15 protein-coding genes and 1 pseudogene are annotated in these 18219 nt (G+C 70.9%); 11 read left to right on the top strand and 5 right to left on the bottom strand.

From position 1 onward, the window contains the following. Positions 1-124 precede the first annotated feature (124 nt). Together ACZJYS_RS02860 and ACZJYS_RS02855 are read left to right on the top strand one after the other, a co-directional pair. Positions 125-358: pseudogene (locus tag ACZJYS_RS02860) on the top strand (integrase core domain-containing protein); the annotation flags it as partial. Between the two features lie 612 nt (positions 359-970). Next, positions 971-2833 (top strand): hybrid sensor histidine kinase/response regulator, encoded by a 1863-nt coding sequence (locus ACZJYS_RS02855; RefSeq protein ID WP_493175667.1) that lies wholly within the window; start codon positions 971-973, stop codon positions 2831-2833. A gap of 28 nt (positions 2834-2861) precedes the next feature. Here ACZJYS_RS02855 and ACZJYS_RS02850 read toward each other — a convergent pair whose 3' ends face one another. Genes ACZJYS_RS02850 through ACZJYS_RS02840 form a run of 3 tightly spaced genes read right to left on the bottom strand, consistent with a single transcriptional unit; the run spans position 2862 to position 6084 of the window. Then, complete coding sequence (locus tag ACZJYS_RS02850; protein WP_493175665.1) at positions 2862-4919, bottom strand: ATP-dependent helicase; 2058 nt, start codon at positions 4917-4919, stop codon at positions 2862-2864. After that, positions 4916-5365: a hypothetical protein gene (locus ACZJYS_RS02845; RefSeq protein ID WP_493175663.1), complete on the bottom strand. Its 450-nt coding sequence runs from the start codon at positions 5363-5365 to the stop codon at positions 4916-4918. The genes ACZJYS_RS02850 and ACZJYS_RS02845 overlap by 4 nt, the downstream gene beginning before the upstream one ends. Next, on the bottom strand, positions 5362-6084 hold the full coding sequence (locus ACZJYS_RS02840) for a DUF7168 domain-containing protein (protein ID WP_493175661.1): 723 nt from the start codon (positions 6082-6084) through the stop codon (positions 5362-5364). Before ACZJYS_RS02840 ends, ACZJYS_RS02845 begins: the two co-directional genes overlap by 4 nt. Before the next feature lie 177 nt (positions 6085-6261). Here ACZJYS_RS02840 and ACZJYS_RS02835 point away from each other — a divergent pair, with 177 nt between their 5' ends. Both ACZJYS_RS02835 and ACZJYS_RS02830 read left to right on the top strand, forming a co-directional pair. Next, on the top strand, positions 6262-7455 hold the full coding sequence (locus ACZJYS_RS02835) for an AAA family ATPase (RefSeq protein ID WP_493175659.1): 1194 nt from the start codon (positions 6262-6264) through the stop codon (positions 7453-7455). Further along, positions 7452-8561 carry a ParB/RepB/Spo0J family partition protein gene (locus ACZJYS_RS02830; protein WP_493175657.1) on the top strand — a complete coding sequence of 370 codons (1110 nt, stop codon included), beginning with the start codon at positions 7452-7454 and terminating at the stop codon, positions 8559-8561. The genes ACZJYS_RS02835 and ACZJYS_RS02830 overlap by 4 nt, the downstream gene beginning before the upstream one ends. A 73-nt stretch (positions 8562-8634) precedes the next feature. Here the strand turns inward: ACZJYS_RS02830 and ACZJYS_RS02825 are convergent, their stop codons facing one another. Next, positions 8635-9669 carry a replication protein RepA gene (locus tag ACZJYS_RS02825; protein ID WP_109517228.1) on the bottom strand — a complete coding sequence of 345 codons (1035 nt, stop codon included), beginning with the start codon at positions 9667-9669 and terminating at the stop codon, positions 8635-8637. Positions 9670-10175: 506 nt separating this feature from the next. Here ACZJYS_RS02825 and ACZJYS_RS02820 point away from each other — a divergent pair. The 3 genes from ACZJYS_RS02820 to rpoD all read left to right on the top strand — a co-directional run bounded on the left by ACZJYS_RS02820 (position 10176) and on the right by rpoD (position 12884). Next, a complete protein-coding gene (locus tag ACZJYS_RS02820; protein WP_109517229.1) occupies positions 10176-10445 on the top strand; it encodes a CopG family ribbon-helix-helix protein in 270 nt (89 codons plus the stop codon). Positions 10446-10460: 15 nt separating this feature from the next. Continuing rightward, positions 10461-10748 (top strand): type II toxin-antitoxin system RelE/ParE family toxin, encoded by a 288-nt coding sequence (locus tag ACZJYS_RS02815; RefSeq protein WP_109517230.1) that lies wholly within the window; start codon positions 10461-10463, stop codon positions 10746-10748. A gap of 300 nt (positions 10749-11048) precedes the next feature. Further along, entirely contained in the window at positions 11049-12884 is a 1836-nt protein-coding gene (gene rpoD / locus ACZJYS_RS02810; protein ID WP_109517231.1) for an RNA polymerase sigma factor RpoD, read from the top strand. 65 nt (positions 12885-12949) lie between these two features. On the opposite strand, the gene ACZJYS_RS02805 is transcribed toward rpoD, so the two are convergent. Beyond that, positions 12950-13705 carry a 2-keto-4-pentenoate hydratase gene (locus tag ACZJYS_RS02805; protein ID WP_493175654.1) on the bottom strand — a complete coding sequence of 252 codons (756 nt, stop codon included), beginning with the start codon at positions 13703-13705 and terminating at the stop codon, positions 12950-12952. 138 nt (positions 13706-13843) lie between these two features. On the opposite strand from ACZJYS_RS02805, the gene ACZJYS_RS02800 reads away from it, so the two are divergent. The 4 genes from ACZJYS_RS02800 to ACZJYS_RS02785 are packed head-to-tail and all read left to right on the top strand — an operon-like array spanning position 13844 to position 18166. Further along, positions 13844-14368, top strand: coding sequence for a chemotaxis protein CheW (locus ACZJYS_RS02800; protein ID WP_493175652.1), 525 nt, complete (start codon positions 13844-13846; stop codon positions 14366-14368). Beyond that, positions 14365-15879, top strand: a complete 1515-nt coding sequence (locus tag ACZJYS_RS02795) for a CheR family methyltransferase (protein WP_493175650.1) — start codon at positions 14365-14367, stop codon at positions 15877-15879. The genes ACZJYS_RS02800 and ACZJYS_RS02795 overlap by 4 nt, the downstream gene beginning before the upstream one ends. Continuing rightward, positions 15879-16502, top strand: coding sequence for a chemotaxis protein CheW (locus tag ACZJYS_RS02790; RefSeq protein ID WP_493175648.1), 624 nt, complete (start codon positions 15879-15881; stop codon positions 16500-16502). The genes ACZJYS_RS02795 and ACZJYS_RS02790 overlap by 1 nt, the downstream gene beginning before the upstream one ends. Continuing rightward, positions 16499-18166, top strand: coding sequence for a methyl-accepting chemotaxis protein (locus tag ACZJYS_RS02785; RefSeq protein ID WP_493175646.1), 1668 nt, complete (start codon positions 16499-16501; stop codon positions 18164-18166). The genes ACZJYS_RS02790 and ACZJYS_RS02785 overlap by 4 nt, the downstream gene beginning before the upstream one ends. Positions 18167-18219: the final 53 nt, after the last annotated feature.

The following is an 18219-nucleotide window of genomic DNA, read 5'->3' as shown; positions in this document are numbered from 1 at the left end:
GCAACGGATGGCAAGACGTTCTTCGAGAGTCACGCAGCTTCTATGAAGGCCACGGTCTGGTGTCCTGGCCGCTGCCGCCCATGGCGCGGATGTCGAAACCCTGCATCGGCTTCCATGCCATGCAGATGACGTGCTTCGGGTCCTGGCCGAGCTGCCTATCGAACGCGGTCCGCCGGACCACATCCGCTCTGGCAACGGGCGGGCGTTCGCGGCCAAGGCGGTGCGCAGTTGGCTGCGGCGGGAGATCTTCTGCTCGCCCTGCGAGGCCGAGGTGCTGATCGAGCGCTGGCGGCGGCACGACAACACGGTCCGGCCGCGCAGCGCCTTGGGCTATCGCCCGCCAGCGCCGGATACAAGCTGCCTCACCTTGCTCGGCCTGCCTACGCTCTGCTCCGGCACGCCCAGCCGGACGCGCCATGCCGCCGGATGGCCATGGTGAGCGCCGAGCAGGCAAGTTGCGCCCGCCACTGCTCGCGCTTGGCCCAGCCCAGCAGCTTCGGGGCAACGGCAAAGGCATGGCGGCTGTGGGTGGCCGGGGGGCGGAAGCGCCGGCGGACGATGGCCTGGCTCCCATAGGCCCGCATGAGCCTGTCTCGAAATGGCCCCGGCGAACAGGACAACCGCCGGCATGCAGGGCCTGCTGCAGGCGCGGGCGGCCATAGCGGCCATGGTGATAGTCTGCAGTCGCCGGAGATCGGCCAGGCATCAGTTGCGCGTGTGCGGCCATGCGGCATCGGGACTCATGCCGCAACCCTTCTGACTGCTGCAACTTTAGAGGGGCAGATCGCGTCGAGGTCTGGCATCGGTCTTGGGTATCAAGGTTGCATGGCATGCTCATCCACGTTGCATTCTGCCGCGCGACAGGCCGCGTCGGCTTGGCTCCGCCCCGGGAGGGCGCGCTTCATCGCGCCTCCTTCCCTGGTATTCGCGCCTGCGGCACGGACAGCCGGCGCCCATCCTCTTCAGGCAGATGAGCGAGAATAGGCAGGACGGCCTCGGGCCAAGCCGCGAGGCAGCGCTGAACGCCGAGGTGGCCCGGCTTCGCGCCGAGCTTGCCCGCGCGAGGCCGGGGGCCGGCCCCGTCCCTGCCGAAGCACCGCCGGCAGAGGCGCAGAACGAAGCCCTGCATCGCGCCACTGCGGCCCTGGCGGCGAGCGAGGAGCGCTTCCGCCTGATTGTCGAGAAGGCGCGCGACTACGCGATCTTCCTCACCGATGCGGAGGACCGGATCACGGACTGGCTGCCAGGCGCGGCTGTGGTGTTCGGGTGGAGCGCCGCGGAGGCGGTGGGGCAGCCGGGCTCCATGCTCTACACACCGCAGGACCGCGAGCAGGGTGTGCCCGAATGGGAGGCTGCGGTCGCGCGGGAGAAGGGTTCGGCGCCGAATGTGCGCTGGCACCTCCGCCGCGACGGCTCCCGGGTGTTCATCGAGGGCAGCAGGACCGCTCTGCGAGGGCCGGACGGCAAGCTGCAGGGCTTCCTCAAGATTGGCCAGGACGTGACCGAGCGCCGTGCCGCCGAGGGCCGCCTGCGTGAAAGCGAGGCGGCGCTGCGCAACCTGAACGAGACGCTGGAGGTGCAGGTGGACACGCGCACCGCAGAATTGCGCAGCGCGCTGGATGCCCTGCAGGCCGAGGCCATGGACCGCATCCAGGCCGAGGAGGCGCTGCGCCAGGCCCAGAAGATGGAGGCGGTGGGCCAGCTGACCGGCGGCATCGCGCATGACTTCAACAACATGCTGCAGGGAATCATGGGCAGCCTGGAGCTGATGCAGCACCGCGTCGCGCAGGGGCGTGTGGCGGAGGCGGAACGCTTCGTGGATGCGGCGCGGCAGGGGGTGGAGCGCGCGGCGGCACTGACGCACCGCCTGCTGTCTTTTGCCCGCCGCCAGGCCCTTCATCCCCGCACGGTGAATCCGGATCTGCTGGCCACGGGCATGACGGAGCTGATCCGGCGCACGGTCGGGCCCGAGGTGCGGGTCGAGCTGCGCCTCTGCGACGGCTCCTGGCCCGTGCTGTGCGACCCGAACCAGCTGGAACATGCCCTGCTCAACCTGGCCATCAACGCGCGCGATGCCATGCCGGAAGGCGGCAGGCTGACGATCGCCACCCGCAATGTCCATCTGGACGCGGCGGAGATCGCCTACCAGGAGGGCGCCCAGCCCGGCGACTATGTCGAGATCGCGGTGACGGATACCGGCACCGGAATGGACGAGGCGACCAAGGCGCGCGCCTTCGAGCCGTTCTTCACCACGAAGCCGCTCGGCCAGGGAACAGGTCTCGGTCTCTCCCAGATCTATGGCTTCGTGCGGCAATCCTATGGCGCGGTGCATATCGACAGCGCCGTCGGCCAGGGCACGACGCTGCGCCTCTACCTCCCGCGTGCGGACCGGCAGGGCGAGCATTCCGTTGCCGCCGTGCCACAGCCGGCGGCCGAGAGGCGCTTCGCCGAACCGGCCGGGCAAGGCGTCGTGCTGCTGGTCGAGGATGAGGCGCCGGTGCGCTCGGTCTCGGCCGAATATCTGCGCGAACTGGGCTACCGGGTGCTGGAGGCCACCGATGGCCCTTCGGCGCTGCGCATCCTCTACGGCCAGGAGGCACCCCAGGTGGCCTTGATGGTGACCGATCTGGGCCTGCCGAACGGCCTCAACGGGCGGCAGGTGGCCGACGCCGCACGCCAGCGCTGGCCAGACCTGCCGGTGCTGCTGATCACGGGCTATGCCGGGGACGCCTTGAAGGAGCCCCTGGCACCCGGAATGATGTTGATGACCAAGCCGTTCGAACTCGGCGCCCTCGCCGCGAAGGTGCAGGAGATGATCGGCAAGGCCAGGTAGAGGATCCGGCTCCGGCCACGAGCCGCCCCTACCCTTCCCTCTTCCGGCGGCCCGATCCGGGAGGCTTCCTGCGGGCGTGGAATTCCGCGACGAGGCGGTCCGTCTCCGCCTGGGTCGGAGGGGGCAGCGTCCTCTTGACCGGGCCGGGAGGCGCCCCGGCGCCGGGCGGGCCTTTGAAAAGCTGTTCCGGAATCTCCGCGAGGAAGCGGGAAGGCTTGGCTGCCCAGTCCCGCCTGTGCCGCACCCAACTCAGCCACAGGCTGCGCCGGGCCCGCGTCAGGCCGACATAGAAAAGACGGCGCTCCTCCGCGAGGCTGCCCTGCGCCTCCGCCCGGTAGCTGGGAAAAACGCCGTCCTCCAGGCCGGGCATCAGCACATGGCCGAATTCAAGGCCCTTCGCGCGGTGCAGCGTCATCACCGGCACGGCGTCGGCCTGCAGGTCGGCATCCGCCGCCTCTCCCAGCGCCGTGGCCTCGCAATAGGCGGCGGGGCTGCCAAAGCGGCCGGCGGCGCTGAAGGCCGCCTCCCAGGCCGCCAGATGCGCCTGCCCCGCTTCCCGCAGCCCGGCGGCCAGCCCGGCTCGCTCGGCGGCCAGTTGCAGCGCATCCTCCGGCGGCAGGCGGCGCCTGTGGATGTCCGCGGCAAGTGCCCGCGCCTGATCGGCGACTGCCCGCAGCCGCAGGCGGTCCTCGTCGGAGCCGGGCAGGTCCTCCGCCGCGGCGGCCAGGGCCAGGCCGGTCTCCGCGGCATGTTGGCGGAGTTGCGCGAACAGCCGCCCGGAGATTCCTCTGGGCGGATGGGCGCAGGCCCGGCGGAAGGCATCATCGGCGGCGGCGTTCCAGCCATGCCCGTCATGGCTCATGGCCAGCTGGAGCCAGGCCTGGGCGGCCAGGATATCGCGGGGCACTTCCGGCTCCCGCTCGGAGACGCGGCGGAACGGCATTCCTGCCTCGGCCAGGGCCGCCAGGATAGGCTCCGCCAGGAAGCCCGCACGCAGCAGGACCGCGCATTCCCTCCAGGGAAGACCCTCCTCCCCCGCGCGCAGCGCCTGAAGATGCTTCACCACCGCCCGGCCTTCCTGCTCCGGCGTCTCCGCCTCACGCAGCAGCAGGGGTGTGCCCCAGGCCGCATCGGGCCGGGCCGGCCGCAGGGTCTTGCGCAGCGCCTGCGGGTCGCGCGCCGCGACGGCATTCGCCGCCAGCAGGATGGCACGGGCGGAACGGTAGTTGATCTCCAGCCGGATGGTCTCCCCCGCCCCCGGATACTGGCGGCGGAAGCGGCGGATCTGCGACACATCGGCGCCCCGCCAGCCATAGATGGACTGGGTGTCGTCGCCCACGGCGAAGACCCTTCCTTGTTCCCCCGCCAGAAGGCGTATCAGCCGGTGCTGGGCCAGGTTGGTGTCCTGGTACTCGTCGACCAGCAGCTCCGACCATCTCGTTCCCCAGCGCTGCGCCAGGGCGCGGTCCGCCTGCATGGCCTCGACGGGGCGGGTGATCAGGTCGTCGAAATCCAGCGCCGCGCGGCGGTCCAGCTCCGCGCGATAGGCGGGGAGCAGGGCCTGCGCCTGCCGCAGGGTCTCCGCCTCGAAGCGGGCGAAGGCAGGACCCTGCGGGCAGGCATCCCGTGCGCCGAGAAGGGACCCCTTCAGCAGCGACACCGCATCCTGCAGAGCCATTCCCTCGCGCGCATCCTTCAGCCCGGCGAGCGCCATCAGCACGGCCCGTGCATCGGACTGCCCCAGGATGGCGAAGCCGCGCGGCAGGCCGGGCACCTGCGACGCCTCCTCGGTCATCAGCCGGGCCATGACGGCATGGAAGGTGCCGACCCAGCGGGGCACCCTCCCCGCCCCCAGCCGCGCGGCCAGCCGGGCCCGCATCTCTCCCGCCGCCTTGGTAGTGAAGGTGATGCAGAGCAGGCGTTCGGGTGCCTCGCCACGCCGGAGGATCAGATCGGCAACCCGCCGGGTCAGGGTCTCGGTCTTGCCGGAGCCGGCGCCCGCCAGGACGAGTTGCGGTGCCGTGGCCATGGCGGCCGCGGCCTGCGCCTCGTTCAGGCCGGCCAGGTGAGACAGGGCCTCCGTCATGCGCGGACAGGATCCAGGAACGGCGGCCGCGCCGCCCGATCGACGCGCAGCCTGGCCTCGGCCATCGAGGAAAACAAGGCTTCCTCCGGGATGCGGAGATAACGGACCAGAAGTTGCGCATACAATCCCAGGAACTGGGCACCATGGCCATCCGACTGGCCGTCATGCGTAGCGCTCAGGGCATGGGCCAGTTCGTGCAGAAGGACCCAGTCCGGCACGGATTCGGGAAGCCGCAGCCGCATCCGGTCGGCATCCGCCAGGCGCCGGCGCGCCTGGGCGGGCAGAGGCTCGACCCCGGGAGGATATCGCAGCCCCAGATCCGCCCAGATCGCCTCGACCATGCGCGAGGCCTGCGCGAAGCCGACCGTACCGCCGCCGAAAGGCGCGACGAAGCGGTCCTCCCAGGCATAGACGCGGGCGCGCTGCGTATCCCTGGCGCGGCTCATGGCAGTACGTCGCGCGTCCTTCCGCCGACCGGCCGGTTCAGGTTGATCCGGTCTCCCGCGGCATAGCCCTGGCGGTAGGCGCCATTGGCCCGGATCCCCGCCCGGCGCGTGGCGACGAGGCGTATGGTGGTCTCCCGAAAGGCGTCCTCCACCACCCGGTGCTTGACGATCATCAACGCGGTGCTGTCGCTGCGCTGGGCGGCCACTTCGGCCTCGCGCGCCGCCAGCATCGCTTCCAGCCGTTCGGCGATCCGCCCGGCCATGCCCTGCTGGTAGCTGACGGAGGCCTGACGCAGCGGCACGCCGCGCAGGGCGGGATGGGCGTGGCGGAAGTGCTCCAACTCCGTCTGCATACCCCGCTCGATCACCGCGAACAGGTAAGTGGCCAGGGCCACGTCACTCTCGAAGCCGAAGAAGACATAGCGCGCCCCATCCTTGTCGCGGCTCAGCCAGACCTTGCAACCGCAGAACCGCGCCACGGCCGGGACGCAGCCATCGATGGGCCGTCTCTGCCGCCCCGCCAAAGGCACCTCGGCCTGTACGCAGCGCGCCTGCCGGACCTCGATCTCGTCCATGCTCAGCGCGTAGCGTTCGAGCAGCCTCCCGGCCATCTCGGCGGCGGCCATCGCCTCTGCCTCCGTGCAGCCATTGGACACCGTCTTTTCGGTCAGGGCCTTGATGCGTGCCTTTACACGGGTGAGTTCATCGCGTTGCATCATGGCCCAGCTCCTTCGCAGCGGCGCTCTATACCATGGGTCCGGCGGGATGGCAGGCCGGCGGAATTGGATGCATCCAATGGGCCTTCTGGCCGATGTTGGATGCATCCAATGCCATAGGGGCTTCCACAAGCCACCATAGGCCATTAAGGAGAAAAAGACGGATTCAAAGGTAGTGCGATGGATCAGGCCGCCAGGTTCCGCCACGTCGCCGAGGTGTTGCGTACCGCGCAGCGCATGGCCATCGAGGTGGAGAATGCCCCGGACAAGCGCAAGCGGCTGCGGCGTTTCTCGACCCAGGAGGTGGCTGCACTGCTGGGCGTGACGCCTCGGCAGTTGCGGCAGGCCAGCGGCCTGAAGCCGGCGGGCAAGGGGATCGCGCCACGGGCCCGCATGGATTTCGCCGAGATCATGGCGGCGCGCGCGGCACTCTATCAAAGCACCGGGCAATTGTCCTTCCTGCCTCGGCGTGACGCGGCGAAAGGCGAGGAACTGGCGACCATCGCATTTACCAACTTCAAGGGTGGCTCCGCCAAGACCACCAGCAGCGTGCACTTCGCGCAGTACATGGCACTTGCGGGCTACCGTATCCTGCTGATCGATCTGGACAGCCAGGGCAGTACCACGGCGCAGTTCGGGATGGACCCGGCGGAGGAGGTGGGGCTTGGCAACAGCTTTGCCGGCTGGGTGGCGCGGCAGCATGTTCCACTCTCCGCCAAGGCCCTCTGCCAGCCGACCTACTGGCCCAATATCGACCTCGTCCCCGCGGGTGCGGCCCTGTCGGAGGCGGAGGAGATGCTGGGGCGCCGCGCAGCCAGCGGTGAGGCGGAGGAAACCCTGTATTTCGAGGAGCTGTCCGCCTTCCTGGCAGAGGTTGCCGGCGACTATGATGTGGCGGTCATCGACACACGGCCGGACGTCAACATGCTGATGACCACCGCCCTGCACGCGGCGACCGGGATCGTGGTGCCAAGCCGCGCCACCATGACCGACCTGGCATCGACGGGGGAGTTCTTCGCCCACCTCGCCGGCTACACCACCGCCTTTCAGGAGGCCTTCGGCCACGGGCTGAAGCTGGCCTTCAACCGCATCCTGGTGACCGCCTATGATCCGACCGACCGCAGCCAGGAAGCCTTGCTGAACCTGCTGCGGGAGCGCTTCACCGACATGGTGCTGCCGGATCCCTTCCTGCATTCGCGCATCATGGGGACCGCCGGCTTCGGCAAGGAAACCCTCTACGAGTACGAGCCCAGCACGGACCGGGCCGCCTACAACCGTGTCCTGGCCAGCGCCAACAGCGTCAGCCGCGCGATCGAGCGGGACGTCTGGCGGGCCTGGGGCCGCGATGCGATGGTGAAGGAGACGCAACCATGAAGCCCCCCGCCTCCCGCTTCGGCACCCTGGCCCAGGCTGTCCGCGACCGGACCGCAATGACCGACGCCGCGTCCGGCCGCCCTGCGGCGCCGGAAGGGGCCGGGGTGCACAGGCCTGCCGCGGCGCTGAACCTCGCGGCCGAGGGCCTGCGGGAGCGGGTGGTGCGGCTGGAGGCCGAGCTGGCCAAGGCCAGCACCGCCAATGCCGGGCTGGAGCGTGCGCTCGCCCATGCCCGTGATGCGGCCGGCAGGGCAGGGGACTCGGCCGACGAGTTCCTCTTCCTGGACCCTTCCGTGATCGCCGATCCGCTGCCGCGCGACAGGCTGCCAGGTGCCTTCGAAGGACCGGAGTTCACGGCGCTTCTGGAGGATATCCGCCACAACGGCCAGAACGACGCCATCACCGTCCGCCGCCACCCGGAGGGGCGCTATGAGATCGCCGCCGGCCGCCGGAGGCTGGAAGCCTGCCGCCGCCTGGGCCTTTCCGTCCTCGCCCGCATCCGTGCCCTCGACGATGCGGCGATGCTGCGGGTGCAGTTCTCGGAGAACGAGCGGCGCGAGGATATCTCGGCGCTGGAGCGTGCCCGCTGGTTCGCCGAGGTTCGCGCCCGGCTCGAGGGGCCGGGCCGGGAGCTTGCGGCGCAGTTCGGCCTCGATCCCTCGACGCTCAGCCTCTACCTCCGGCTTTCGCGCTTTCCCGCCGAGATCATCGAGCGGCTGGAGGAGCCACGGCGCCTGGCCGTGCTGCGGGCCCGCCGGGTGATGGAAGCCGTCGAGGCCAGCCCGGACGCGCTGGCGCGCATTCTGGAGGCCCTCGACGCCTATCGGCGCCAGGCGCAATCCGCCTTCGACCCGGATGAGCAGATCGCGGTGTTGATGCGGGCCGCCGAGGGGCGCGGCAGCCGCCAGCCGGCGGCGCAGCCCGAGCCGCCCGAACGCCGCCATATCGTCCATGAGGGCCGCCGCATCGGAACCCTGACCCGCAATGGCGGGCAATGGGTGTTCCGCTTCGCCACCTCGCTGACCGATGAGACGGTGCACGCCATGGCGGATCGCCTGCCGGAACTGGCGGCAGGGCTGCAGAAGCCGCGCCGTTCAGGCGGCTAGGGCAGACGGGGCGGGCGGCCTGTGATCCTTCCCAGCGGCGGGGGGACGGCAGGGTGTGATCCCTGCAAGCCGCTCAGTGGTGGATCGGGGGAGGGGAGGGCTCCAGCAGCAATCCCCGGTCGCTCACGCGCACCTTGGCGTTCTTGTAGGCCGACAATGCCAGGTGCAGGGGTCCCTCAAACTGCGTCTTGAAGTTCTTGAGCGCGCCCACCTTGGAGCCGAACTGCCGCCACAGCCTGTCCCAGCCGATCGGCGTTTCCTTCTGCAGGGAGTGCAGCCGGTAGGCCAGCCAGAGATAGATGTCGATCGCCAGCGGCGAGGTGGTCAGGTCCCGCACCGCGGCGCGGTCCACCAGCACGGGGTGCCGCCGCAACTCGTCGAAGAAGGCCTGGGAGAGAACCACGCGCTCCACGAGCCTGGCCGTCTTCTTGGAGCGTGGATCCGGCTCGCCCACATAGCTGAAGGCATCGACGAGGCGCTGGTTGACGATGACGCCCTTCTTGTCGTTGCCGAAGCTGAAGTCGACGGTGCAGCTCGCGAGGCGCTCCAGCTGCTCGGCCACCTTGCCGTTGCTCGGCCCGCCGCGGTTGATCCCGAGCCGGGCCACCACGGCGCTGGCCGAGCGCCCCATGTGGATCTCCCGGCTGCCACGCTCCAGCGCCTCGGTCTGCCAGTCGATCAGCAGGAGCCGCGCATAGCTGCCGAAGGGCACGCCGACATATTCCTGGCTGTTGTCGTCGCGCAGCCGCACGCCAGGGCGGACCAGGAGCCGGGCGAAATCGGTCTCGATCAGCCAGTTCTGGTCCCGGGGCTGGTCCCGGTGCGGCAGGCCGGCCAGGCACCATGCGGAGTAGCTGTAGCCGATCTCGCTGGTGCCCTCGAATTCGCGCACGATGGCGGAGGAGGCGGTGTCGGCGATCTGCCGCCCCATACGCCCGGCCAGCGCCTTCGGCAGGCTGGGCGGGCGCGGCTCGAGGATGGCTGTCTGGGCTGCCTTCACGGCTCCTTTGGCCCCCTTGGCCGCGACAATCCGGTGCACGCTGTTGTTAGGCCCGAACAGGTCTCCCTGCTCGACGCTGCTGCCCGGCTTGTCATCTGGCTCGACCATGCGGCGCACCCTGCAACGCCGTTTCTCGTCCGTCGATGTGAACCTTGCCATCCAGCCCCGTCACGGGTCCTTCCCAGGTCTGTGAACCTTGCCAGCCCAGAGCAAGCCTAGGGGTAGAGGAGAGATTGTTATTGAAGAAGGGCTGGCAGGGTTCACGTGGATAACTCCGCAACTCTCTGTAAAAAGACGATAAATCGGGAAATCCGGGTTCTGGCAAGGTTCACATCCCGGGCGTCCCGACGCCTCCCGGCCGGCTGGCAAAGTTCACAAGAGACCCCTGGCCGCCCGCTTTGCGCCGGCTGGCAAAGTTCACACCGGGCCCGCGAATCGGTGGAGGGAGGCAGAACCCCTCGGCTGGCAAGGTTCACATATGCCGGGCGCGCCTCTGCCTCGCGCACCGCCGGCTTGAGCGTGGGCGTGGGGACAGCCCTGCACAGATTTCATTGCTGTGACAGGAGGCAACGGTATAGACGAGTATGACCGAGTGACACCCCGGAGCATGGCCGATGTCGAGCAGCCTCGCGCTGAAGCTGGATGAGGAGACCCGCAGGCGACTGCAGGCGCTCGGCCAGTTGCGTGACCGCTCGCCGCACTGGCTGATGAAGAAGGCCGTGCTCGAGTATCTCGACCGCGAGGAAAGCTACGAGCAGGAGAAGCAGGAGGATCTGGCGCGCTGGGAACAGTACCGCCTGGCCGGGCGCGGCGTGCCGCACGCCTCGGTGCGGGAGTGGCTGGACAGCTTCGGAACGGAGAGCGGGCGACCTCGCCCTGAGTGAGCGCCGGACCACGACATGGCTGTCCTGACCTGGCTGCCGGAGGCGGTCGGCGCTCTTGAGCGCCTTCTTCTCCTTCTGCACGAGAGAAATCCCGAGGCGGCGCGGCGTGCCGCCCAGGCTGTCGCCCGCGCCGCGGACCGCCTGGCCGAAGGCGCCATCGGCCGCCCCCTGGCCGATGGCACGGGCCGGCGGGAGCTGGTGGTGCCTTTCGCCGGAACGGCATTCGGGCTGCGCTACCAGCTGGGGGAAGCGGGAACGGTGGTCATCCTTCGGGTCTGGCACGGCCAAGAGGAGCGCGCATGAGCAGCTCGGCTTCGGGGCGGTTGAAGCCCTTGGCGGCGGGCCGGCGGCACCCTTGGCATGCCACCGCATCGCCGCCTTGCAGGCGGCGGGGGTTTTGGGAGCGGGAGCGGCTCCCTAGATGAGGCAGGCGTCTGGCGGAGCGGACGCCCAGCTTTCCTTATGATCTCGCCCTCTAAAGTCGCGCCGCCGCGCGGCGGCGGGCTATGGCCTGCGGGCCGGCAGGCCCGGGACACTCCGGCGAGACACGATACGAGATGGGGCCTTCCCTGGTCCCCCAGCACGAACGAGACAGGTGAATCGATGGACGGGATGTTTACCTACGGCGCGGCGGATCAGGGTGACGCGGAGAATGGCGCGGAGCTCAAGGCACGGGCGGGCACCTATGGGGACATCCTGGCCCGGGAAGGGCAGGAGGCGGAACGGGTTGTGCCTGTGCTGACCAATGGCCGCGGCTGGCGTGCCGAATTTGGGGAGGAGTTCGACAGCCCCGAGACGATCGACGTGCGCAGCGATGCGGCGGAGGACGAGCCGGCGGAGGATGAGGAGCGCTCGCCCGACGCCGAGGAGGCGCGCGAGGAGCCGAGCGAGGAGGCCGCGGAGGGCGGGAACGTCAACGAGGCGAGCCTCTCCCGCTCCGACGACCCGGTGCGGATGTTCCTGCGCGAGATGAGCGGCACCGAGCTGCTGACGCGCGACGAGGAGATCGCCCTCGCCCAGCGCATCGAGGCCGGGCGCGACGCCATGCTGGCCGGGCTGTGCGAGAACCCGATGACCTTCCGCCACATCGCCGCCTGGAAGGCCGCGCTGGAGGCAGGCGAGATGCCGCTGCGCGAGGTGGTGGAGCTCGAGGCCATGGCGGCCGACGCCGCGCCGCTGCCGGAGCTCGAGGAAGGCGAGGAGAGCGAGGCCGCGCCGCACGCCACGCTCGACGAGAAGATGAAGCCCGAGGTGCTGGCCGCCTTCAACGCCGCCCTCGATGCGCATGCGCGGCTCTGCGCGCTCGGCATCGGCAGCGCCGCCGCCAAGGCGGAGCGGGTGGAGATGGTGGGGCTGTTCGGCGCGCTGCGCCTGCGCCCCGCGCGCCTCGACCTGCTGGTGGGCGAGGTGCGGGAGGTGAGCCGCCGCCTGATGGCGCTGGACGGCAAGGCGGTGCGCCTGGCGCTGGCCACCCGGCTGGACCGCGATCTCGTGCTCGGCGTCTGGAATGGCACCGAGGCGGGGGCGGCGGCGCTGCTGGAAGCGGCGCAGAAGCTGCGCACCAGCTCCGCCAAGCGCGAGGTGGCGCTGCGTGAGCTGCGCGAGGGCCTGCCCGAGATCCGCGCCGCCATCGGCAAGCTGGAGGCGGAGAGCGGCCTGGCCGTGCTGGAGCTGCGCCGTGTCTGTGCCGAGGTCGGCCGGGGCGAGCGCGACATGCGCAAGGCGAAGGAGGAGCTGACGCGCGCCAACCTGCGCCTCGTCGTGCACATCGCCAAGCGCTACCGCAACCGCGGCCTGATGTTCGGCGACCTGATCCAGGAGGGCAACATCGGCCTGATGCGCGCGGTGGACAAGTTCGACTGGCGCCGCGGCTTCAAGTTCGCCACCTACGCCACCTGGTGGGTGCGGCAGGCCATCACCCGCTCGCTGGCCGACCAGGCGCGCACCATCCGCGTGCCGGTGCACATGACGGAGACGGTGGGCAAGGTTGCGCGGATGAGCCGCCGCTTCGCCCAGAAGGCCGGCCGCGAGCCGACGCCGGAGGAGCTGGCGGGCGAGCTGGGCATGTCGGTGGACAAGGTGCGCGCCGTGCAGCGCCTGGCGCGCGAGCCGGTGAGCCTCGAGAACCCGATCGGCGAGGATGATGACGGCCGCCTCGGCGACTTCATCGAGGACGAGAACGCGGTGATCCCCTTCGAGGCCGCCGCGCGCTCCTCGATGCGGGATGCCACCATGCGCATCCTCTCCGACCTGACGCCGCGCGAGGAGCGCATCCTGCGCATGCGCTTCGGCATCGGCGGCGAGAACGACCACACGCTGGAGGAGGTCGGCAAGACCTTCAACGTGACCCGCGAGCGCATCCGCCAGATCGAGGCGAAGGCGCTGAAGAAGCTGCAGGTCTCGAAGCGCGGCAAGTCGCTGCGCAGCTTCCTGGCCTGACAGGCCGGGCCTGAGCGTCGCCAGAGGCCGGGGGAAGCAACGCCCCCGGCCTTTCTCGTGCCCGCTCAGACGATCGCGGTCTCGACCGTGCCCGCATTGCGGAAGCTGGCGCGGACCCGGGTGCCGGGCTTCACCAGCAGCAGGCCGGTGCAACTGCCGGTGGTGACCACCATGCCGGCCTTCAGCCCGCCGAGGCCGCGCGCCCCCTCATTGGCCAGCCATTGTAGCAGCCGGATGGGCTCGCCCGCCGTGTTGCCGCCGACATGCTCCACCGCCACCTCGTCGTTGAAGGTCAGCCGCACGGGCTCGTTCGGCGGGTCGATGTGGCGCCAGGATTCCAGCGCGGGCCCGACCACCAGCGCACCGTGGTTGACCTGGTCCGCCGCATGGCTCAGCGCGTCGGTGCAGTTGAGCGCGGTGAAGCGGGTGTCCACGATCTCGATGGTGGGGTGCAGGCTGGCCACCGCCGCCATCACCTCCTCCCGGCTGTAGGGCGTCTCGCGCGGGGGCAGGTCGGCGCCCAGCCGGAAGCCGATCTCCGCCTCGATGCCGGTGATGTTGAAATCGGCCGCGGCGAAGGGCGTGCTGTCGAAGCGCAAATTGCTGGCGTAGAGCGGCGCGCCGCTTGGCGTGGCCTGCGGCGTGGCGGCGCCGACCTTCCAGCCGCCGACCGGCCCCAGCGCCTCCGCCACCAGCGCCTGGATCGCCACGGCCTCCTCCTGCGTGGCGGGCCGGGCGCCTTCGGGCAGCGCGGCCAGCCAGCGGCGGCTGCGGCGTGCCTCCAGGAGGGCGGCCGCGGCGGCGGCAAGGTCTGTGGCCATGAGCGAAATCTCCGGAATGTTATGCCCTATCCTGCCGCGCCCACGCCGCAGGGTCGAGGGGAGCCGGTTGGCGTGCGATACAACCGGTGGTAACCAAAACGCCGCAGCGGGAAATCCTCTTTCGTGAACTGGCGCGCTATGACGGCCCTTCCAGCGGATCATTACGTGGTGATGCGTCTGGGCAGCCGGCGCTGTGCCCTGCCCTGCGCCGCGGTGCGCGAGGTGCTGCCGCTGCCGCGCCTCTGGCGGCCGCCGGGCCTGCCGCGCCCTCTGGCCGGCTTCATGAATCTCGCCGGCGAGGCGGTGCCGGTGCTGGACCTGCCGCGCCTCTTCGGCCTTGCCGCATCCGGCGACGCCGAGGACGCGCTGTACCGCCACCTGCTGCTGACCGGCGGGGAGGGGAAGCCGCTCCTGGCCCTGCTGGTGGACCGAGTGCTGGACATGCGGCGCATCCCGCCGGAGCGGCTGCGCCCCGTGCCGCCCGAGGCGACGCTGAATGGCTGTGCCACGGCCGAGATCGAGACGCCGGAAGGCTTCATCCACCTGCTGGCACCGAACCGCATCCTGCTGGCGCAGGAAGCCGCCACCCTGGTCACCCTGCGCGAGGGCGCGCAGTCCCGGCTGGCGGAGTGGGAAGGCGCGGGAAGGGAGGGCGCGGCATGACGCGCGCGGCGCCCGGGCCCTTCACGGCCACCCTGCTGCCGGACGCGGATTTCCTGGCGCTGAAGGCCGAGATCGTCGCCCGCACGGGCCACCACTACTACCAGGACAAGGACGAGCTGCTGTGGGAGCGGGTCCGGCGCCGGCTGCATGCCACCGGGCTGGTCGGCGCGGGCGCGTACCTGGCCCGGCTGCGGGACATGGCGCAGGGCGAGGCCGAATGGGCGGCGCTGGAGGCCGAGATCACCATCGGCGAGACCTTCTTCTTCCGCTATGCCGAGCAGTTCGCGGCGCTGGGCGAGACCATCCTGCCGGCCCTGCTGGAGCGGGCCCGCCCGCGGAGCCGGCTGCGCATCTGGAGCGCCGGCTGCGCCAGCGGCGCGGAGCCGTACTCGGTGGCCATCCTGCTGCGCCGCCTGCTGGGCGAGGCCCTGCCGGACTGGCGGCTGTCCATCCTGGGCACCGACCTGAACGAGGCGGTGCTGGAGACGGCACGGCAGGCGCGGTTCAGCCGCTGGGCGTTGCGGACCCTCTCGCCGGAGGAGTTGCAGCGGGACTTCATCCCCGCCGCCGATGGCCGCCACTGGCTGCTGCGGCCCCAGCACCGCGCCATGGTGCGCTTCGAGAAGCACAACCTGCTGAGTCTGCTGGACGGCACCTCTCCGCTCCAGTTCACGGATTACGACCTGATCCTCTGCCGCAACGTGCTGATCTACTTCCACCCCGAGGTGGTGCTGCGCATCGTCCGGGCCCTGTCGAAGCGGCTGCACGAGGGGGGCTGGCTGCTGCTGGGCCATGCCGAGCCCAACCCGGACTTCGCCGAGTTCCTGGAGGTCGTGAACCTGCCGGGCACCGTCGCCTATCGGCGGCGTGGGGAGACGGGCCTGGCGCCCCCCTCCGCCGCCACGGCTGCCGCACGGCCGTTGCCGGCCGGGTGGCCGGGCAGCCCGCCTGCCGTCACCAACCCGGCACCCTGGGTGCCGGTGGCACCCGCCTCGGCTTTCCCTCCGGGGCCAGCCCAGCCAGTGGCCGCTCCGCCGCGCCCTGCCGCGCCGCCCTCCACCGCGGCTGCGCAGGAGGACAGCGGCGCCGCCCGGCAGAGCGGCGCCGGCTGGCTGGACCAGGTGCGCGCCCAGGCCGACAGGGGCGACCTTCTCGCGGCCAGCCAGGCCTGCGCGGCCGGCCTGCGGGAATGGCCGCTCGACGCCGCCCTGCATTATTACGAGGGGCTGGTGCAGCGGGCCCTCGGCCAGCGTGCCGCCGCCGAGCGGGCCTTCCGCCGTGCCCTCTACCTGCGCAACGATTTCGTCATGGCGCACTATCAGCTGGGCCTGCTGCTGCTCGACGAGGGAGAGGCCGCCGCCGGACGGCGCGCCCTCGCCGTGGCGTCGCGCATCGCGCATGCGATGCCGCCGGACGAGACCGTGGAGGAGGGCGACGGCATGACCGCACGGGCGCTGCGCGAGACGGCGCGGCTGCATCTCGACACCCATCCCGCAGGGACGGCCCGCTGATGCCCGGCCGGACCCCCGCCGCGGCCTTGCCGTCGCTGCGCGCCCGTGCGGAGCGGCTGATGGATGAGCGCACGCGCAGCCTGGCCGGCCGGGCCCGCGCCGACGCCGCGCAGGACGCGGCCCATCCGGTCCTGTCCGTGATCGCGTGTGCGCTGGGCGACGAGTTCTACGGCCTGCCCCTGGCCATGGCCGCGCATGTGCTCCCTGCCGCGCCCTGCGTGCCGCTGCCCGGTGCGCCGCCGGCGATGCTGGGGCTGCTCGGCCGCACCGGGCAGGTGTTCAGCGTGCTGGATCTTGGCCTGGCGCTTGGCCGCCCCGCCGCCCGGCCCGAGGCGGCGGCCGACCCGGCGCTTCACGGGCGGATGATGGAGGGGCATGTCGTGCTGCTGCGCCACGCTCCGCGCCGCTTCGCCCTGCGCGTGGACCGTGTGCTGGGCGTGGCCGAGGTGGCCCCGCTGCAACAGCCCGGCCAGCCCGTGGCGGAGCGGATGGTGGCGGGCCATGCCTGGCTGCCTCCCGCCCTGGCCGGCGGCCGCCGGCCGGTGCTGGGCCTGATCGACATGGACCGCCTGCTGCAACCCTACCTGTCTTCTCCCGAGACTTTCCGGAGCGTGACGCCGTGAGCATCGCCAACCGTATCCTTCTGGGCTTCACCGCCATCACGCTGCTGCTGGTCGGCCTGGGTCTCTACAGCCTGAACCAGATCAGCGTGGTCACCCGTGCCTCCGAGGTCACGGTCACCCGCGACATGGCCATGCTGCGCAAGCTGATCGACCTGCAGGATGCCGAGCACGACCTGCAGGACGCCCGCAGCCGGGCCGTCTCGCGCTTCCTGCTGCGCAGCCTGGGCCGGGAGACGGCAGCCGAGGACCCGGCCCCGCTGGTGCCGCGCTATGTCACCGAGGCAGAGCGCCTGCTGAACGAGATCCAGGCCCAGGCCAGCCAGAACCTGGCCAACGCCGCCTCCACGGAGCGGCAGGCCGGCTGGCAGCAGATCTCCCAGATCGTCACCCAGGCGGCGCTGCCGCTGCGGCAGATCCGCGAGCGCAGCCAGGAGCAGCTGCAATCCATCCAGGCCGGCAACCTGGACGCGGTGCAGGGCGTGGGTGCCGCCCTGCTGCCCGCGCGGCAGGAATTCTACCGCCTCACCGGCCAGCTGCAGGAGGCGCTGAACGAGGTGATTGGCAGCGGCCAGCGGCGCAGCAACGAGATCTATCTCGAGAGCCGCTTCTCGGTGATCATGGTCATGATCGGCGCGGTGCTGCTCGGCATCGCCATCACCGTGCTGATCCGCCGCTCCATCGTGCGGCCGCTCTCGGCCTTCATGAACTTCGTCGAGCGCGTCGGCCGGGGCGACCTCGGCGGCGACCTGGCCTCGACCGGGCATGACGAGCTGGGCCGCCTCGGCAGCACGCTCAACGCCATGGTGGAGGGCCTGCGCCAGCTCGCCGGCCAGAGCCGGGAGGCCACCGAGAACCTGAACGCCGCCGCCGCCGAGATCCGCGCCAGCACGCAGGAGCAGGCCGCCAGCGTCGAGGAGCAGCTCGCCGCCGTGCAGGAGACCGCCGCGACGGTCGACGAGATCACCCATTCCGGCGTGCAGATCGGCAAGCGGGCGCAGGAGGTCATCGCTTCCGCCCAGGCCACGGCGCAGACCTCCTCCGCCGGGCTGCGCGCGGTGGACGAGACGGTGCGCGCGATGGACGCCATCCGCGAGCAGGCCGAGGCGGTGGCCACCAACATCGTCGCGCTGTCCGAGAAGACGCAGGCGATCGGCGAGATCATCGCCACGGTGAACGACATCTCCGAGCGCAGCCACCTGCTGGCGCTGAACGCCGCCATCGAGGCCGCCGCCGCCGGCGAGCAGGGGCGCAGCTTCGCCGTCGTCGCCGCCGAGATGAAGACGCTGGCCGACCAGGCGAAGGAGGCCACCAGCCAGGTGCGCTCGATCCTGGGCGACATCCAGCGCGGCATCAACGCCTCCGTCATGCTGACCGAGGAGGCGGTGAAGCGTGTTGCCACCGGGCGTGAGCGCACCGACACGACGCAGAGCACCATCACCGAGATCACCGGCCGCATCCAGGAGAGCGTGCAGACCTTCCAGCAGATCGTCGCCTCGACCAACCAGCAGCAGCTCGGCATCGAGCAGGTGATGAGCGCGCTGCAGAACATCCGCCAGGCCAGCCAGCAGACCGCGGCCGGCACGCGGCAGCTGGACACGGCGGCGGCGAACCTGTCGCAGCTGTCGCAGCAGCTCGTCGCCCTGGCCGACCGCTACCGGCTCTGAGCGGGGGGCTGGCCATGCGTCTGCCATCGGCGGGTGAGCGGCGGGGCAGGGCG

The sequence above is a fragment of the Roseomonas sp. TS2 genome (assembly GCF_058833935.1).
This window is presented reverse-complemented; position numbering and strand designations above follow the sequence as displayed.

What these genes read in the sequence shown, in the direction of transcription:
- ACZJYS_RS02855 (WP_493175667.1), top strand. Translation starts at nt 971, where the DNA reads ATGAGCGAGAATAGGCAGGACGGCCTCGGGCCAAGCCGCGAGGCAGCG.
- ACZJYS_RS02850 (WP_493175665.1), bottom strand. Translation starts at nt 4,919, where the DNA reads ATGACGGAGGCCCTGTCTCACCTGGCCGGCCTGAACGAGGCGCAGGCC.
- ACZJYS_RS02845 (WP_493175663.1), bottom strand. Translation starts at nt 5,365, where the DNA reads ATGAGCCGCGCCAGGGATACGCAGCGCGCCCGCGTCTATGCCTGGGAG.
- ACZJYS_RS02840 (WP_493175661.1), bottom strand. Translation starts at nt 6,084, where the DNA reads ATGATGCAACGCGATGAACTCACCCGTGTAAAGGCACGCATCAAGGCC.
- ACZJYS_RS02835 (WP_493175659.1), top strand. Translation starts at nt 6,262, where the DNA reads ATGGATCAGGCCGCCAGGTTCCGCCACGTCGCCGAGGTGTTGCGTACC.
- ACZJYS_RS02830 (WP_493175657.1), top strand. Translation starts at nt 7,452, where the DNA reads ATGAAGCCCCCCGCCTCCCGCTTCGGCACCCTGGCCCAGGCTGTCCGC.
- ACZJYS_RS02825 (WP_109517228.1), bottom strand. Translation starts at nt 9,669, where the DNA reads ATGGTCGAGCCAGATGACAAGCCGGGCAGCAGCGTCGAGCAGGGAGAC.
- ACZJYS_RS02820 (WP_109517229.1), top strand. Translation starts at nt 10,176, where the DNA reads ATGTCGAGCAGCCTCGCGCTGAAGCTGGATGAGGAGACCCGCAGGCGA.
- ACZJYS_RS02815 (WP_109517230.1), top strand. Translation starts at nt 10,461, where the DNA reads ATGGCTGTCCTGACCTGGCTGCCGGAGGCGGTCGGCGCTCTTGAGCGC.
- rpoD (WP_109517231.1), top strand. Translation starts at nt 11,049, where the DNA reads ATGGACGGGATGTTTACCTACGGCGCGGCGGATCAGGGTGACGCGGAG.
- ACZJYS_RS02805 (WP_493175654.1), bottom strand. Translation starts at nt 13,705, where the DNA reads ATGGCCACAGACCTTGCCGCCGCCGCGGCCGCCCTCCTGGAGGCACGC.
- ACZJYS_RS02800 (WP_493175652.1), top strand. Translation starts at nt 13,844, where the DNA reads ATGACGGCCCTTCCAGCGGATCATTACGTGGTGATGCGTCTGGGCAGC.
- ACZJYS_RS02795 (WP_493175650.1), top strand. Translation starts at nt 14,365, where the DNA reads ATGACGCGCGCGGCGCCCGGGCCCTTCACGGCCACCCTGCTGCCGGAC.
- ACZJYS_RS02790 (WP_493175648.1), top strand. Translation starts at nt 15,879, where the DNA reads ATGCCCGGCCGGACCCCCGCCGCGGCCTTGCCGTCGCTGCGCGCCCGT.